At 61.6% G+C, this 14,627-nt stretch carries 11 protein-coding genes; 4 read left to right on the top strand and 7 right to left on the bottom strand.

Features of this window, described 5'->3' with window-relative positions; all coding sequences use genetic code 11:
• Positions 1 to 154: 154 nt before the first annotated feature.
• Positions 155 to 1,615, top strand: a complete 1,461-nt coding sequence (gene mltF / locus PSFL_RS26765; protein ID WP_115127488.1) for a membrane-bound lytic murein transglycosylase MltF — start codon at positions 155 to 157, stop codon at positions 1,613 to 1,615.
• Positions 1,616 to 1,753: 138 nt separating this feature from the next.
• Here mltF and PSFL_RS26760 read toward each other — a convergent pair whose 3' ends face one another.
• The 5 genes from PSFL_RS26760 to treP form a co-directional block, all read right to left on the bottom strand.
• A complete protein-coding gene (locus tag PSFL_RS26760; RefSeq protein WP_128593878.1) occupies positions 1,754 to 2,038 on the bottom strand; it encodes a PTS transporter subunit EIIB in 285 nt (94 codons plus the stop codon).
• 2 nt (positions 2,039 to 2,040) lie between these two features.
• The gene (gene ptsP, locus PSFL_RS26755; RefSeq protein ID WP_397470659.1) at positions 2,041 to 4,572 is read right to left on the bottom strand and encodes a phosphoenolpyruvate--protein phosphotransferase; all 2,532 of its coding nucleotides are present in this window, start codon (positions 4,570 to 4,572) and stop codon (positions 2,041 to 2,043) included.
• 169 nt (positions 4,573 to 4,741) lie between these two features.
• Positions 4,742 to 5,962 carry a carbohydrate porin gene (locus PSFL_RS26750; RefSeq protein WP_057444517.1) on the bottom strand — a complete coding sequence of 407 codons (1,221 nt, stop codon included), beginning with the start codon at positions 5,960 to 5,962 and terminating at the stop codon, positions 4,742 to 4,744.
• Between the two features lie 72 nt (positions 5,963 to 6,034).
• Complete coding sequence (treC, locus tag PSFL_RS26745; RefSeq protein ID WP_397470658.1) at positions 6,035 to 7,681, bottom strand: alpha,alpha-phosphotrehalase; 1,647 nt, start codon at positions 7,679 to 7,681, stop codon at positions 6,035 to 6,037.
• Positions 7,682 to 7,800: 119 nt separating this feature from the next.
• Positions 7,801 to 9,243, bottom strand: coding sequence for a PTS system trehalose-specific EIIBC component (treP, locus tag PSFL_RS26740; RefSeq protein ID WP_057437971.1), 1,443 nt, complete (start codon positions 9,241 to 9,243; stop codon positions 7,801 to 7,803).
• 200 nt (positions 9,244 to 9,443) lie between these two features.
• Here treP and treR point away from each other — a divergent pair, with 200 nt between their 5' ends.
• The 3 genes from treR to PSFL_RS26725 all read left to right on the top strand — a co-directional run bounded on the left by treR (position 9,444) and on the right by PSFL_RS26725 (position 11,341).
• The gene (treR, locus tag PSFL_RS26735; protein WP_057960558.1) at positions 9,444 to 10,148 is read left to right on the top strand and encodes a trehalose operon repressor; all 705 of its coding nucleotides are present in this window, start codon (positions 9,444 to 9,446) and stop codon (positions 10,146 to 10,148) included.
• A 22-nt stretch (positions 10,149 to 10,170) separates the two neighbouring features.
• Positions 10,171 to 10,941, top strand: coding sequence for an APH(3')-II family aminoglycoside O-phosphotransferase (locus tag PSFL_RS26730; RefSeq protein WP_397470657.1), 771 nt, complete (start codon positions 10,171 to 10,173; stop codon positions 10,939 to 10,941).
• A gap of 88 nt (positions 10,942 to 11,029) precedes the next feature.
• Positions 11,030 to 11,341 (top strand): hypothetical protein, encoded by a 312-nt coding sequence (locus PSFL_RS26725; protein WP_057437965.1) that lies wholly within the window; start codon positions 11,030 to 11,032, stop codon positions 11,339 to 11,341.
• A 79-nt stretch (positions 11,342 to 11,420) separates the two neighbouring features.
• Here PSFL_RS26725 and guaA read toward each other — a convergent pair whose 3' ends face one another.
• Positions 11,421 to 12,998 carry a glutamine-hydrolyzing GMP synthase gene (gene guaA, locus PSFL_RS26720; protein ID WP_017134673.1) on the bottom strand — a complete coding sequence of 526 codons (1,578 nt, stop codon included), beginning with the start codon at positions 12,996 to 12,998 and terminating at the stop codon, positions 11,421 to 11,423.
• An 81-nt stretch (positions 12,999 to 13,079) separates the two neighbouring features.
• The gene (gene guaB, locus PSFL_RS26715; protein ID WP_003209646.1) at positions 13,080 to 14,549 is read right to left on the bottom strand and encodes an IMP dehydrogenase; all 1,470 of its coding nucleotides are present in this window, start codon (positions 14,547 to 14,549) and stop codon (positions 13,080 to 13,082) included.
• Between the last annotated feature and the right edge of the window lie 78 nt (positions 14,550 to 14,627).

Here is a 14,627-nt window from a genome sequence, read left to right as displayed (position 1 = left end):
CGTTTTCCAGGGTGGCCGACGCAGTTATTTTCACCCTCACCATTGCGCCCCAGGCCACGTTTCTGCGGGCTGCAGCACAGTTTCGCAGGCGCTAGCAGACAACTCCCATGCTGTCGAGATATGGCGCCGTGGGCCGTTTGCGTATACTGCCCAGATGTTCTCCCCAACTGCTTTGCGCCCGCGATGTGCCAAATGGCTCCTCGCCACCGGACTCTTCCTGATGCTCAGCGCCTGTGTTGATAAGCCCAGCACGCTCGAGCGAATCAAGGAGGATGGCGTATTGCGGGTGGTCACCCGAAACAGCCCGGCCACCTATTTCCAGGACCGCAACGGCGAAACCGGTTTCGAATACGAACTGGTCAAGCGCTTTGCCGACGACCTGGGGGTCAAGCTTGAAATCGAGACCGCCGACAACCTCGACGACCTGTTCGACCAGTTGGGCAAACCCAACGGTCCGGTATTGGCCGCCGCTGGCCTGGTCAGCAGCGAGCAGCGTAAACAACAGGTGCGCTTTTCCCATGCGTACCTGGAAGTCACCCCGCAGATCATCTATCGCAACGGCCAGTCCCGCCCCACCAACGCGGCCGACCTGGTGGGCAAAAAGATCATGGTGCTCAAGGGCAGCACCCATGCCGAGCAACTGGCCGAGCTGAAAAAGCAGAATCCTGCGATTGAGTACGAAGAGTCCGATGCCGTTGAAGTGGTCGACCTGCTACGCATGGTCGATGAAGGGCAGATCGACCTGACCCTGGTCGACTCCAATGAAGTGGCGATGAACCAGGTGTACTTCCCCAACGTGCGGGTGGCCTTCGATCTGGGCAACGCCAGCAACCAGAGCTGGGCCGTGGCTGCCGGTGAAGACAACAGCCTGCTCAACGAGGTCAACAGCTACCTCGACAAGGTCGAGAAGAACGGCACCCTGCAGCGCCTCAAGGATCGTTATTACGGGCATGTCGATGTACTGGGTTACGTCGGCGCCTACACCTTTGCCCAGCACTTGCAGCAACGCCTGCCCAAGTACGAGAAGTTCTTCAAGACCTCGGCCAAGGAAGAAAAGGTCGATTGGCGACTGCTGGCAGCCATTGGTTACCAGGAATCGCTGTGGCAACCGACCGTCACTTCCAAGACCGGCGTGCGCGGCCTGATGATGCTGACCCAGAACACCGCCCAGGCCATGGGCGTGTCCAACCGCCTGGATGCGCGGCAGAGCATCAAGGGTGGCGCCAAGTACCTGGCGATGATCAAGAGCGAACTGGACGACAAGATTCTCGAACCTGACCGCACCTGGTTTGCCCTGGCGGCCTATAACGTCGGCGGCGGTCACCTGGATGACGCGCGCAAGCTGGCGCAAAAGGAAGGCCTGAATCCGAACAAGTGGCTGGACGTGAAGAAAATGCTGCCGCGCCTGTCGCAGAAGCAGTGGTACAGCAAGACCCGCTACGGCTACGCCCGGGGCGGCGAGCCGGTGCACTTCGTGGCCAACATCCGCCGTTATTACGACATCCTGACCTGGGTGACCCAGCCGCAGCTGGAGGGCAACCAGATGGTGGAAGGCAACCTGCATGTGCCGGGCGTGGACAAGACCAAGCCGCCGCAAGATACCCCCCAACTCTGACCCCCGGGTCCGATCAGACAGCACAAAACCCAATGTGGGAGCGGGCTTGCCCGCGATAGCGGTGGGTCAGTTGATGAGTATTTGACTGACCCACCGCTATCGCGGGCAAGCCCTCTCCCACATTTATTTTGTGGTGTTCTACAGGCCAGTGATCAGATGCACCACCCCGCCCGCCAGCACCATCACCGCCGTGATACCCGCCGCCTTCAGCGCCGCCTCGTCCACTAGCGCCGGGTCCTGTAGCTGCACGCGGGTCCGCGTCAACGCCACCCGCTGCTGCGTCTTGAGATTCGCCGCCCCGCCCAATGCACTCAGCACCGCCGGCGCCAACATGCCGTCAGCCTTCGGCTCGGCAACCGCCGTTTCCGCCACCAGGTCCGGGGTCAGGGCTTTCCAGAACGCCTGCTGCAATTTCTCGAACATATTCAGTTCTCCACAACCAATGAGGTTTCGACGGTCGCTGCGTGGTACAGGCTCAGGGCCTCGCGCACCTGGGCGGCCTCTTCCAGGTTCAACACCTGGTGGGCGATCAGTTGGCAGTCCGCCAGGTCCAGGTCACGCACGGTGGCCTTGATACTCGGGATCAACGGTACGCTGACGGACAACTCGTCCACCCCCAGCCCGATCAACATCGGCACCGCCAGTGTTTCGGACGCCAGCGCGCCACACACACCCACCCACTTGCCATGGGCATGGGCGGCCTTGACCGTGGTGGCGATCAGCCGCAGCACCGCCGGGTGAAAGCTGTCGGCCTGGCTGGCCAGGCGCGGGTGGTCGCGGTCCATGGCCAGGGTGTATTGGGTCAGGTCATTGGTGCCGATCGAGAAAAAGTCCACATGGGGCGCAAACACGTCCGCCATCAATGCCGCCGACGGCACCTCAATCATGATCCCCAGCTTCGGCAGCTCGGCAAGCCCCAGGGCCAGCGCTTCCTCTTCGAGGATCTGCCGGGCCTGATGCAGCTCCGACAACAGGCTGACCATCGGCAACATGATATGCAGCCGCGCCAGGCCCGCGCTGGCAAGGATTGCGCGGAACTGCTCGCGCAACAGTTGCGGGCGCTCCAGGCACAGGCGAATGCCGCGCAGGCCAAGAAAGGGGTTGGTCTCGCTGTCCATCGGCACATAGGCCAAGGGTTTGTCACCGCCCACATCCAGCGTGCGTACCACCAGATTGCGCTCGGTGCCCAGGACACCGGCAATGGCGCTGTAGGTCTGGGCCTGTTCCTGCGGGCTCGGCGCGCGGTTGCGGTCCAGGTAGAGAAACTCCGAGCGCAACAGCCCGACCCCCTCGGCCCCCAGGACCAGGGCTTGCTGCACCTCCTGCAGCGAAGCGACGTTGGCGGTCACCTCAATATGATGACCATCGCGAGTGATGGCGGCCAAGGCGGCCTGCTGCAGATCGCGCTGGTGGCGCACAACCTGCTGCTCGCGCGCAGCCCGCAGCGTCTCGATCACCGCCAGGTCCGGGTCGAGGTGCAGTTCGCCTTTGTCGGCGTCCAGCAACACGGGCTTGCCATCGGGCAACGCCAGGACCTGGGCCGGCACACCGCACATCGCCGGCAAGCCCAGGGCGCGAGCAAGAATGGCGACGTGGCTGGTGGCCCCTCCGGCCACGGTGATAAACCCCAACACCTTGCCCGGATCGAGGCTGGCGGTTTGCGAAGGGGTCAATTGCTCGGCAATCAGGATGGCCTGCTCCGGCAACTCCCAGGCGCCGTCTTGAACCCCGAGAATCAGCTTGAGCACGCGCTGGCCAACATCCGCCATGTCGGCGGCGCGTTCGGCCAGCAGGGGGCTGCCTGATTGCTCGAATAGCTCGGCGGTAGCGAGTGTGGCGCTGTTCCAGGCAAACGCGGCGCTCTTGCCTTCGGCGAGCAGGGCGTGGGCTTGTTCAAGCAGGGTCGGGTCTTCGAGCAATTCCTGATGGGCACGGAAAATCTCTACCTGGGCCCTGCCGCCGGGCTTGTCCTGCAACGCCTGCAGCGCTTGGGTTGCAGCGCGCAAGCCACGCTCCAGAGCGGCCCGTTCCAGCGCCTCGCCAGCCCCCTCTTCAGGCACATTCAGCTGCGGCTCGGCCACCTGCACCACTTGGCCAAATGCCGAACCGGGCGACGCACAGACGCCGCGCAACACGCTCGCCGACGACAGCGGCGCGACCGGTTTAACCTCCTCGGCCAGCACCGCTACGGTTTCGCCACAGCCCTCCAGCAACAGCGCGACCAGCGCCTGAATCGCAGCCTCGGCGTCCTGCCCCGCCGCGCTGACTTGCAAGGTATCGCCCTGCACCGTCTGCAACGCCATGATCGCCACCAGGGACTTGGCGTTGGCGCTCTGGGTTTGCTTGTGCAGGCAGATGCTCGCATTGAAGCCCTTCGCCGCCTGGGCCAGCACCGCCGCCGGGCGGGCATGCAAGCCGTTGGCATTGGGCAGCGTGAGGGGTTTGGAAAATAGCGCGTCGCCCTCCTCTTCCTCGTCGTTGGCCGCACGGATTACCGGGGTCACCCGCAGCAACGGTTGCCCGGCGGCGACTAGCCCGGTGTCCGTTGCCAGCAGCACAAATGGCTCGCCGCTGACCACCAGCATCAGGGTCAGCAAGCTGCGGGCATTGAGCGCGATAAAGTCGGCATCAAACTCGATCAACGGCTGACCCGCCTCGACCCGCTGGCCTTCCTCGACCAGCCGGGTGAAACCCTTGCCCGCCAGGTTCACGGTATCCAGGCCGATATGCATCAGCACCTGCACGCCGTGGTCGTCGGTGACGCTGACCGCATGCCCACTGTCCTGGACATTGCTGATCACCCCGGCCAGCGGCGCGCAGAGGGTCTGCGAGGTGGGGTCGATACACACGCCATCGCCGATCAGGCGACTGGAGAACACCGGATCCGGCACCTGGTCCAGGGGCAACAGCACACCCGCCAGGGGCGCCAGCAGTTCCAGGGGTTGAGTTGTGGTCATGACATCACCTGCTGTTTGGTTCTGTAAAAATCATCGGCCGAGTACAAATCCCGGGGTGAAATGGGCCCCAGTGGGAGCTGGCTTGCCTGCGATTGCATCAATACGGTTGCACTGGAACACCGAGCCGCCGGTATCGCGGGCAAGCCCGGCTCCCACATAAAGCCGGTGTTTATTTCCACCAGTATTCGACCTGCACACCGAAGTTGGAGCCATGCCGCGCGGTGCCGTAGGAGCCGGTGTCGGACAACGCCGAACCCGCCGCCAGTTCATTGGCCGCGCGCTTGGCCGCTTCGTTCCAGGTGGCATAGGTGTAGTACAAACGCACCTCCGGCCGCGCCCAGAAATCCGGGCCTTTGGGCGACCAGGTCGGGGCGAAGGTGAATTTGCTGAGTTTGCGCGTGCCGCCGCTGGCGTCGACCTGATCATGCCCCAGTTCGGTGACCAGCTTGAACTGCTCGCTGATGGCATACGCCGGGCGCACACCGATGGACATCCAGGTCTGGTCCTGGCTGCCGGGGCGCACGTCTTTCTGGTACACCGCCTCGACCTGGCCGCCAAAACGCGGGGTCACTTGCCAGTCGAAAAACTCCACCGCGCGGTAGCTTTTGCTGCTGCGCTCCAGTGCCGTGTTGCCGGTGTAGCCAAGGCCAGTGCCCGGCCCTTCGCCGTACTGCAGGGCGAACTTGTTCTTGCCACCGAGGAACGCGGCCTGCACATGCTGCGCAGTGAGGGCCCAGCCACTGTGGGTGTCGCGCCCGCCCGCCTGTTCGATATAGCTCAGGCCCAGCTCCAGCTCGCCGCCGGGGTTGGTCTTGAAGCCTGCGACGTTGAAGTCGTGACGGGTGGCGTATTCCTTCTGGTACAGGTTGTCCTTGCGCGACAGGGCGTAGCTGTATTTCAGATCGCCGATCAGCACGTCCTCGATGCCGCCGCCGGTGGCGCTCTGGTTCCAGTAGTAGAAGTCGGAAATATGGATGTCATTACGTTTGTAGTAGCGCCGGCCGGCCCACAATGAGCCGCCATTGAGGCTAGGCATATTCGACCACTGCGCATACATCTGCGGCATGCGCGCCGAGCCGTTGTTTTCGCCTTGGAACTTCAGCTCGCGGTCGTACTTGTTGTACAGCGAGGCCATGGCATCCACGCTCAGCACCGAGCCGTCATCCAGGGTGAACAGGTCCTGGCGCAACTCCAGCTCGGCATATTGTTCGCATTCGTTGCCCAGGCGGTATTTGGATTGGGCGCCCGGCAGTTGGAAACATTGCTGCGGGCCGCTGCCGGTCGAGGTGCCGGCGCCGCTGCGCAGGTAACCGGCAAATTCCAGGGCATGCGCCGCCAGGGGCAGGGTCAGACAGGATGCAACGAGGCCCAGCTTTATTGTTGTTTTCATGAAGCGCTCCATTATTTTTTCTTATTTTTTCCCTGTCGGAGCCGGCAAGCCGGCGCCTGAAAAGGGGATGTTTCAGTCGGTCAGGTGCAGCACAAAAGACTCGTAAGGACGCAAGATGACCGTGTCCGTGGGTACCGGGCAGTCGGGGTAGTTGCTGATCAGCAGGCGTTGCTCACTCGCCGCGCTGATCAGGTTGTTGGGCAACCGGATTTCGCAGGGCTGGCCATAGAAGTTGTTCAGCACCAACAGGCGCTCGCCATGGCCTTCACGCAGGTACGCCCAGACCTTGTCGTGGTCCTGCAGCAGTTGGCGGTAGACGCCTTCTTGAATCAGCGGCTCAAGGCGCCGCAAAGCGATCAGCGCGCGGTAGTGATGCAGCACCGAATCCGGGTCATCCAGCTGGCTCTGGACATTGATCTGCGCCGCATTGGCCGGGATGCCGATCCACGGTTCAGCGCGGCTGAAACCGGCATTGGCCTGGCTATCCCACTGCATCGGGGTACGGCCGTTATCGCGGGATTTCTGCTTGATCGCGGCCATGCTCGAGGCCTCGGACTCACCGGCATCGCGCTTGAGGCGGTAGATGTTCAGGGTCTCGACATCACGGTACTGCTCGATGCTGTCGAAGCCCGGATTGGTCATGCCCAGCTCTTCGCCCTGGTACACAAACGGCGTGCCCTGGAGGAAGTGCAAGGCCGTGGCGAGCATCTTGGCCGAGACCACGCGGTATTCGCCGTCATCGCCAAAGCGCGAGACCACCCGCGGCTGATCATGGTTGCACCAGAACAACGCGTTCCAGCCGCCCCCGGCCTGCATGCCCAGTTGCCAGTCGGAGAAAATCCGTTTGAGTTGCTGGAAGTCGAAGTCGGCGCGCACCCACTTTTGCAGGTTGGGGTAGTCGACTTTCAGGTGATGAAAGTTGAAGGTCATCGACAGCTCTTTCGACTCTGGTCGCGAGTAGCGAATGCAGTGTTCGAGGCTGGTGGAGGACATCTCGCCGACGTTGATCAGTGCGTGGCCCTCGAACACTTCGCGGTGCATTTCCTGCAGGTAGGCATGTACGTTCGGCCCATCGGTGTAGAAGCGCCGGCCGTCGCTGTTGTCTTCGGGAAAATCCGCCGGCTTGGAGATCAGGTTGATCACGTCCAGACGGAAGCCGCCCACGCCCTTGTCACGCCAGAAGCGCATGAGTTTGTAGACTTCGGCGCGCACCTTGGGGTTGTCCCAATTGAGGTCGGCCTGGGTGTGGTCGAACAGGTGCAGGAAGTACTGGCCGGTCTGCGCCTCGTATTCCCAGGCCGAGCCGCCGAACTTGGATTCCCAGTTATTGGGCTGGTCACGCCAGATGTAGAAGTCGCGGTACGGGTTGTCGAGGCTGCTGCGCGCCTGCTGGAACCACTCGTGCTCGATGGAGGTGTGGTTGACCACGATATCGAGCATCAGCTTGATGCCGCGCTTGGCCGCTTCGCTGATCAGCAGGTCGCAGTCGGCCATGGTCCCGTAGCTGGGGTCGATGGCGTAGTAGTCGCTGATGTCATAGCCATTATCGCGCTGGGGCGAGCGCAGGAACGGGGTGATCCACAGACAATCGACGCCCAGCCACTGGAGGTAGTCGAGTTTGTCCACGATGCCCAGCAGGTCACCGGTGGCGTTACCCGCATGGCTGTGGAAGCTTTTGGGGTAGATCTGGTAGATCACCGAGTGTTGCCAGTCTTGCATGGTGGGCTCCTTCAGTAGAGTGGTGTGCTGGTCTTGCGGGCCTCATCGCGGGCAAGCCCGGCTCCCACAGGGGAACGCATTCCAGATGTGGGAGCTGGCTTGCCTGCGATGGCGATCTATCAGGCGACGCGATAACCCGGCCGAACAATTTTCATGCTCAACCCGCAGGTCAGAACAAACGGCACGACAATCGCGATGACCATGCCGATCACAAACATCGCGATGGATTGCGGCACGATCGAAATAAATCCGGGCAGGCCGCCCACGCCGATGGCCGAGGCCTGCACCTTGTTCAGCGAGAGGAAAATGCTGCCCAGGGCCGAGCCCAGCAGGGCGGCATAGAACGGGAACTTGAAGCGCAGGTTCACCCCAAACATCGCCGGTTCAGTGATTCCGAAGTAAGCGGAAATCGCCGAGGTCGAGGCCATGCTTTTGTCCCGCGCATTGCGGCTCATGTAGAACACCCCGAGGGCCGCGCTGCCCTGGGCCAGGTTGGACATGACAATCATCGGCCAGATAAACGTGCCACCCTGGGTCGAGATCAGTTGCAGGTCCACGGCAAGGAACATGTGGTGCATGCCGGTAATCACCAGCGGCGCATACAGCAGGCCGAAAATCGCCCCGCCCACCATTGGCGCCAGGTCAAACAGAGTGACCACGCCTTCGGTGATCAGGATGCCGAGGTGCCGGGTCACCGGGCCGATGATTGCCAGGGCCAGCACGCCGGTGACGACGATGGTGGTGATCGGCACGACGAGCAATTGGATGGCATTCGGCACCCGCGCCCGCAGCCATTTTTCAATCACGCTCATGACGTAGGCGGCCATCAGGATCGGCAGGATCTGGCCTTGATAGCCGACCTTCTCGATCTGGAACCAGCCCAGAATATCGAAGTACGGCAAGCTCTGGCCGTCGAGCCCGGCCACCGCCTTGCCGTAGTTCCAGGCGTTGAGCAAGTCCGGGTGGACCAGCATCAGGCCGAGCACGATGCCGAGGATTTCACTGCCGCCAAAGCGCTTGGCCGCCGACCAGCCCACCAGCGCCGGGAGGAACACAAACGAGGTGTTGGCCATCAGGTTGATCAGGCTCCACAGGCCATCCAGGTTCGGATAAGCCTCGAGCAAGGTCTGGCCCTCGATGAACATGCCCTTGGCGCCCATCAGGTTGTTGATACCCATCAGCAGGCCGGCAATGATCAGCGCCGGCAGGATCGGCATGAACACATCGGAGAACACCCGCACCAGGCGCTGCATGGCGTTGGTCTTGTCGGCGCCCTTCTTCTTCACATCGGCAATGGTGGCGGCGGCGAGGCCAGTCTGCTCGCGCAGGGCGGCGTAGACCTTTTCGACTTCGCCGGGGCCGATGACGATCTGGAACAGACCGCCGGTGAAGAACGAGCCCTTGACCAGGTCGACCTGGTTCAACGCACTGCCGTTGACCAGGCTCGGGTCCTTGAGGGCCAGGCGCAGGCGCGTCACGCAGTGGGCCGCCTGCTCAAGGTTATCGCTGCCCCCGAGGTTCTGGAGAATCTCGCGGGCGATGTTGGAATAGTCGTGGCTCATGCTTGTTCTTCCACTTTAGATTCTTGTTATTGGCAGCATGCCGAGGGCAAAAGTACTCGTACAGACGAGTTAAAGCAACAACTCGTCTGTACGAGTTACAAAAATAGTCGCCCACCGCTTTCCAAGGGGCCAATGGACAAAGCCCGCCTCTGCCACTAAGGTTCCTGCCTTGAACGCAAACGCGGCACAGAGCCCTCTCCATGAGTAAATACAACCAGATCTACACCGATCTGCTTGCCAGCATCACCACCGAACGCCTGCAACGCGGCACGCGCCTGCCCTCCGAAACCGAATTGATGGACACCTACCAGGCCAGCCGTGGCACCGTGCGCCGGGCCATCGAGCAATTGCAGGAGCGTGGGTTCGCGCAAAAAATCCATGGCAAGGGCACCTTCGTGCTGTCGCCCAATCCGATTGAGTTTCAACTGGGCGGCATCGTCAGCTTCCACGAAACCCACGCCGACCTGGGCGATGACGTACGCACCGAAGTGGTCGAGTTCACCCAACTCCCGCTGGAAGGCTCGCTGCTGCAACATATCGAGGCCGAGCCCGGCACCCTGATTACCCGCATCAAACGGGTGCGGCGCATCGGCGGCAAACGGGTGATCCTCGACATCAACCACTTCGTCGCCGAACTGATCCCCGGATTGGACCAGGCGATTGCCGAGCAGTCGATCTACGCCTTCATCGAACAGACCCTGCATCTGCAGATCAGCTACGCCCAGCGCACCATCGAAGCCCTGCCCCGCAGCAAGGACGACCAGGCGCACCTGGACCTCGACGGCCAGAGCCATGTGATTGTGGTGAGCAACCAGACATTTTTGCAGGACGGGCGGCAGTTCGAATACACCGAGTCGCGGCATACGCTGGATAAGTTTTACTTCTCGGATATCGCACGGCGCTGAAGCAGGAAAGAGGAAAAGCCCTGTGAATATTCCAAACAAATGGCGTGAACAGTTCCCCCATGCGCTGATCGAGCAGCAGGCCATCGGCGAGTCGCGGGCTGACGTCTTCCGGCTACGCAGGGACAACGGCACGGACCTGTTCCTGAAGGCCGAGCCCCTCGTAGAACACGCCGAGCTTGCCGATGAAATCGAGCGCCTTCACTGGCTGCAACAGCAGGGCCTGCCGGCGCCGGTGGTGCTGGACGAGGTGCAGGAAAACCATCACCACTGGCTGCTGATGAGCGCCATCCCGGGACAGGACCTGGCCAGTAGCAGTGACCTTTCTGCCGCGCAGATCATCGACATCCTGGCCAACGCCCTGCGTACATTGCACCAGATCCCCGTGGCGCAATGCCCCTTCGATCACACCCTGGAACAGCGCGTCACCGTCGCCCAGGCACATATCAACGCCGGGCTGATTGATGTAACGGACTTCGACGATGAGCGATTGGGACGCAGCGCCACCGATGTGTTCGCCGAACTCCTGTCGACACGGCCCACCACCCATGACTTGGTGGTAACCCACGGCGACGCCTGCCTGCCGAACTTCATGGCAGCGGACGGTCACCTCAGTGGTTTTATCGACTGCGGCCGCCTGGGGGTCAGTGACCGTTATCAAGATCTGGCCCTGGCGGCCCGCAGTGTCGAGCGCAACTTGGGGCAGGAATGGGTCAGGCCGTTCTTTGAGAGGTATGGTGTGGAACCTGATGAGCAGCGAATGGCTTTTTACTGCCTGTTGGATGAGTTTTTCTAGTTACTCCTGAGCAGCCCTCGACACTACCTCGACAAGCTCGCTGATACGACGCATACGATATCCGAGCCAAACCATGAGGAAGAACGCCATGCTCACGAAGAGCCTGTTGCTGAGTTTTTGCGCTGTGTTATTGATTGGCTGCACAGGCAGGGGCTTTCAACCTCCGCCGCCGGAATTTACCAATTGGAAGAAGAACGGAGTGTCTGAAGAAGGCGTCAAGAGTGCTATGACCGCCTGCGGCTATATCAACCTGACAGGGACAGGGGACAGGACGCCGATTGACCAGGTGCTCACGCAGTTTTATTGCATGAAAGACGCCGGCTTCAAGCGCACAGATAACATCGACCTGTGCAAGGAAGGCCGCATCGGCGAATCACCGGTGTGCGAAGGCCGCCGGTAACCCATTACCAAAAGCCCGCAATTAAGCGGGCTTCAGGGTACTTTTTGCTAGAGGGTGCCGGACAATGCCGGACATCCAATCATTCCCACTCAATCGTCGCCGGCGGCTTGCTCGACACGTCATACGTCACGCGCGAGATACCTTCGATTTCATTGATGATACGGCCGCTGACAGTCTCCAGCAGTTCGTACGGCAGGTGTGCCCAGCGGGCGGTCATGAAGTCGATGGTTTCTACGGCACGCAGGGCCACGACCCAGGCGTAGCGACGGCCATCGCCGACCACCCCAACCGATTTCACCGGCTGGAACACGACGAAGGCCTGGCTGACTTTGTGGTACCAGTCGGCCTTGCGCAGTTCTTCAATGAAGATGTGGTCGGCACGACGCAGCAGGTCGGCGTATTCCTTTTTCACTTCACCGAGGATGCGCACGCCCAGGCCCGGGCCTGGGAATGGGTGGCGGTAGACCATGTCGTACGGCAGGCCCAGTTCCAGGCCCAGACGACGAACTTCGTCCTTGAACAGTTCGCGCAGCGGTTCTACCAGCTTGAGGTTCATTTCCTCAGGCAGGCCACCCACGTTGTGGTGGGACTTGATCACGTGGGCCTTGCCGCTCTTGGCGCCGGCCGACTCGATCACGTCGGGGTAGATGGTGCCCTGGGCGAGGTACTTGATGTTGTCCAGTTTGTTGGACTGGGCATCGAAGACGTCGATGAAAGTGCGGCCGATGATCTTGCGCTTCTTCTCTGGGTCGGACTCGCCGGCCAGGTTGTTGAGGAACTGATCTTCGGCGTTGGCACGGATCACCTTGACGCCCATGTTCTCGGCGAACATGGCCATCACTTGCTCGCCTTCGTGCAGGCGCAGCAGGCCGTTGTCGACGAACACGCAAGTCAGTTGGTCACCGATGGCCTTGTGCAGCAGCGCAGCAACCACGGAGGAGTCTACGCCGCCGGACAGGCCGAGCAGGACGTTGTCAGTACCGACCTGGGCACGCACGTTGGCGATGGCGTCTTCAGCGATCTTCGACGGGGTCCACAGGGCTTCGCACTGGCAGATGTCGAGGATGAAGCGCGACAGGATGCGGCCGCCCTGCTTGGTGTGGGTCACTTCCGGGTGGAACTGCACGCCGTAGTAGCCGCGCTCGTCGTTGAACATGCCGGCAATCGGGCAGCTCGGCGTGCTGGCCAGGATGTGGAAGTCTTCCGGCATCTTGGTGACCTTGTCACCGTGGCTCATCCAGACGTCGAGGCCGAACAGGCCGTCGGCGTCGATGTGGTCTTCGATGCCGTCCAGCAGGCGGCTCTTGCCGACCACGTCGACACGGGCGTAACCGAATTCACGCAGTTCGGAACCTTCAACCTTGCCGCCCAGTTGCTCGGCCATGGTCTGCATGCCGTAGCAGATACCGAAGACCGGCACGCCCAGGTCAAACACCGCTTGCGGGCAACGCGGGCTGTTGGCTTCGTGCACGGACTCGGGGCCACCGGCCAGGATGACACCTTTAGGGGCGAATTCGCGGATCGCTTCGTCATCCATGTCGAACGGGTGCAGTTCGCAGTACACGCCGATTTCACGCACGCGGCGGGCGATCAGCTGGGTGTACTGGGAACCGAAGTCGAGGATCAGGATGCGGTGGGCGTGAATGTCGAGGGCCATGAAGTCAGTCTCGTCTAATGAATCAGAAACAACTCGGGGCTGAAAGAACAGCCCCGGTTACTTAACGTTTTGCTGGAAGCCTCAACCTACGCGGTAGTTTGGCGCTTCCTTGGTGATCTGCACGTCGTGGACATGGGATTCAGCCATGCCGGCGCCGGTGATCCGTACGAACTCTGGCTTGGTGCGCATTTCTTCGATGTCGGCGCTGCCGGTGTAGCCCATCGAGGAACGCAGGCCGCCCATCAGCTGATGGATGATGGCGCTCAGGGTGCCCTTGTACGGCACACGGCCTTCGATGCCTTCCGGTACGAGCTTCTCGGCGCCTGCCGAGGAGTCCTGGAAGTAACGATCGGAGGAACCTTGCGCCTGGGACATGGCGCCCAGCGAACCCATGCCACGGTAAGCCTTGTAGGAACGGCCCTGGAACAGTTCGATCTCGCCTGGTGCTTCTTCGGTACCGGCGAACATCGAGCCCATCATCACGCAGGAGGCACCGGCTACGATGGCCTTGGACAGGTCACCGGAGAAACGGATGCCGCCGTCGGCGATCAACGGTACGCCAGTGCCTTCAAGGGCAGCGGCAACATTGGCGATGGCGCTGATTTGCGGCACGCCCACACCGGCGACGATCCGCGTGGTGCAGATCGAGCCAGGGCCGATACCGACCTTGACCGCGTCAGCGCCCGCTTCGGCCAGGGCCTTGGCCGCTGCGCCGGTAGCGATGTTGCCGCCGATCACCTGTACGTCAGGGAAGTTCTGCTTGACCCAGCGCACGCGGTCGATCACGCCTTTGGAGTGACCGTGGGCGGTGTCGACCACCACCACGTCAACCCCGGCAGCGACCAGGGCCGCAACGCGGTCACCGGTGTCTTTACCAGTACCAACGGCGGCGCCAACGCGCAGACGACCTTGGTCATCCTTGCTGGCCAGCGGGTAAGCCTTGGCTTTTTCGATGTCGTTGACGGTCATCATGCCTTTGAGGGCGAATTTGTCGTCGACGATCAGCACGCGCTCGATGCGGTGCTTGTGCAGCAGTTCACGCACATCGTTCTTGTCGGCGCCTTCCTTGACCGTGACGAGGCGCTCTTTAGGCGTCATCACTTCACGGACGGTGACTTCAAGACGGTTTTCGAAGCGCACGTCACGGGAAGTGACGATGCCGACCAGGTCGCCATCATGCAGCACGGGAACACCGGAGATGTTGTGCAGGCGGGTCAGGTCGAACAGGTCGCGCACGGTGGCGTCGGCTTCGATGGTGATTGGATCTTTCACCACACCGGCTTCGTAACGCTTGACCTTGCGCACTTCGGCAGCTTGCTGCTCGATGGTCATGTTCTTGTGGATGATGCCGATGCCGCCTTCCTGAGCCATGGCGATTGCCAAACGGGCTTCAGTGACGGTGTCCATGGCAGCGGAAACCAGGGGAATATTCAGCTCGATGCCACGGGTTAGGCGGGTCTTGAGACTGACTTCGTTAGGAAGCACCTCGGAATAACCGGGCACTAAGAGAATGTCGTCGAATGTCAGAGCTTCTTGGCTGATACGCAGCATCGCGGGGGCTCCCGAGCGGGAAAATGGAAGCGCGTCATTATACTCAGACACCCCTCGGGCCTCAACGTAAAACTCTGA

Source organism: Pseudomonas sp. DD1 (assembly GCF_044510355.1).
In the GTDB taxonomy this organism is placed as follows: Bacteria; Pseudomonadota; Gammaproteobacteria; order Pseudomonadales; family Pseudomonadaceae; genus Aquipseudomonas; species Aquipseudomonas shahriarae.
This window is presented reverse-complemented; position numbering and strand designations above follow the sequence as displayed.

What these genes read in the sequence shown, in the direction of transcription:
- mltF (WP_115127488.1), top strand. Translation starts at nt 155, where the DNA reads ATGTTCTCCCCAACTGCTTTGCGCCCGCGATGTGCCAAATGGCTCCTC.
- PSFL_RS26760 (WP_128593878.1), bottom strand. Translation starts at nt 2,038, where the DNA reads ATGTTCGAGAAATTGCAGCAGGCGTTCTGGAAAGCCCTGACCCCGGAC.
- ptsP (WP_397470659.1), bottom strand. Translation starts at nt 4,572, where the DNA reads ATGACCACAACTCAACCCCTGGAACTGCTGGCGCCCCTGGCGGGTGTG.
- PSFL_RS26750 (WP_057444517.1), bottom strand. Translation starts at nt 5,962, where the DNA reads ATGAAAACAACAATAAAGCTGGGCCTCGTTGCATCCTGTCTGACCCTG.
- treC (WP_397470658.1), bottom strand. Translation starts at nt 7,681, where the DNA reads ATGCAAGACTGGCAACACTCGGTGATCTACCAGATCTACCCCAAAAGC.
- treP (WP_057437971.1), bottom strand. Translation starts at nt 9,243, where the DNA reads ATGAGCCACGACTATTCCAACATCGCCCGCGAGATTCTCCAGAACCTC.
- treR (WP_057960558.1), top strand. Translation starts at nt 9,444, where the DNA reads ATGAGTAAATACAACCAGATCTACACCGATCTGCTTGCCAGCATCACC.
- PSFL_RS26725 (WP_057437965.1), top strand. Translation starts at nt 11,030, where the DNA reads ATGCTCACGAAGAGCCTGTTGCTGAGTTTTTGCGCTGTGTTATTGATT.
- guaA (WP_017134673.1), bottom strand. Translation starts at nt 12,998, where the DNA reads ATGGCCCTCGACATTCACGCCCACCGCATCCTGATCCTCGACTTCGGT.
- guaB (WP_003209646.1), bottom strand. Translation starts at nt 14,549, where the DNA reads ATGCTGCGTATCAGCCAAGAAGCTCTGACATTCGACGACATTCTCTTA.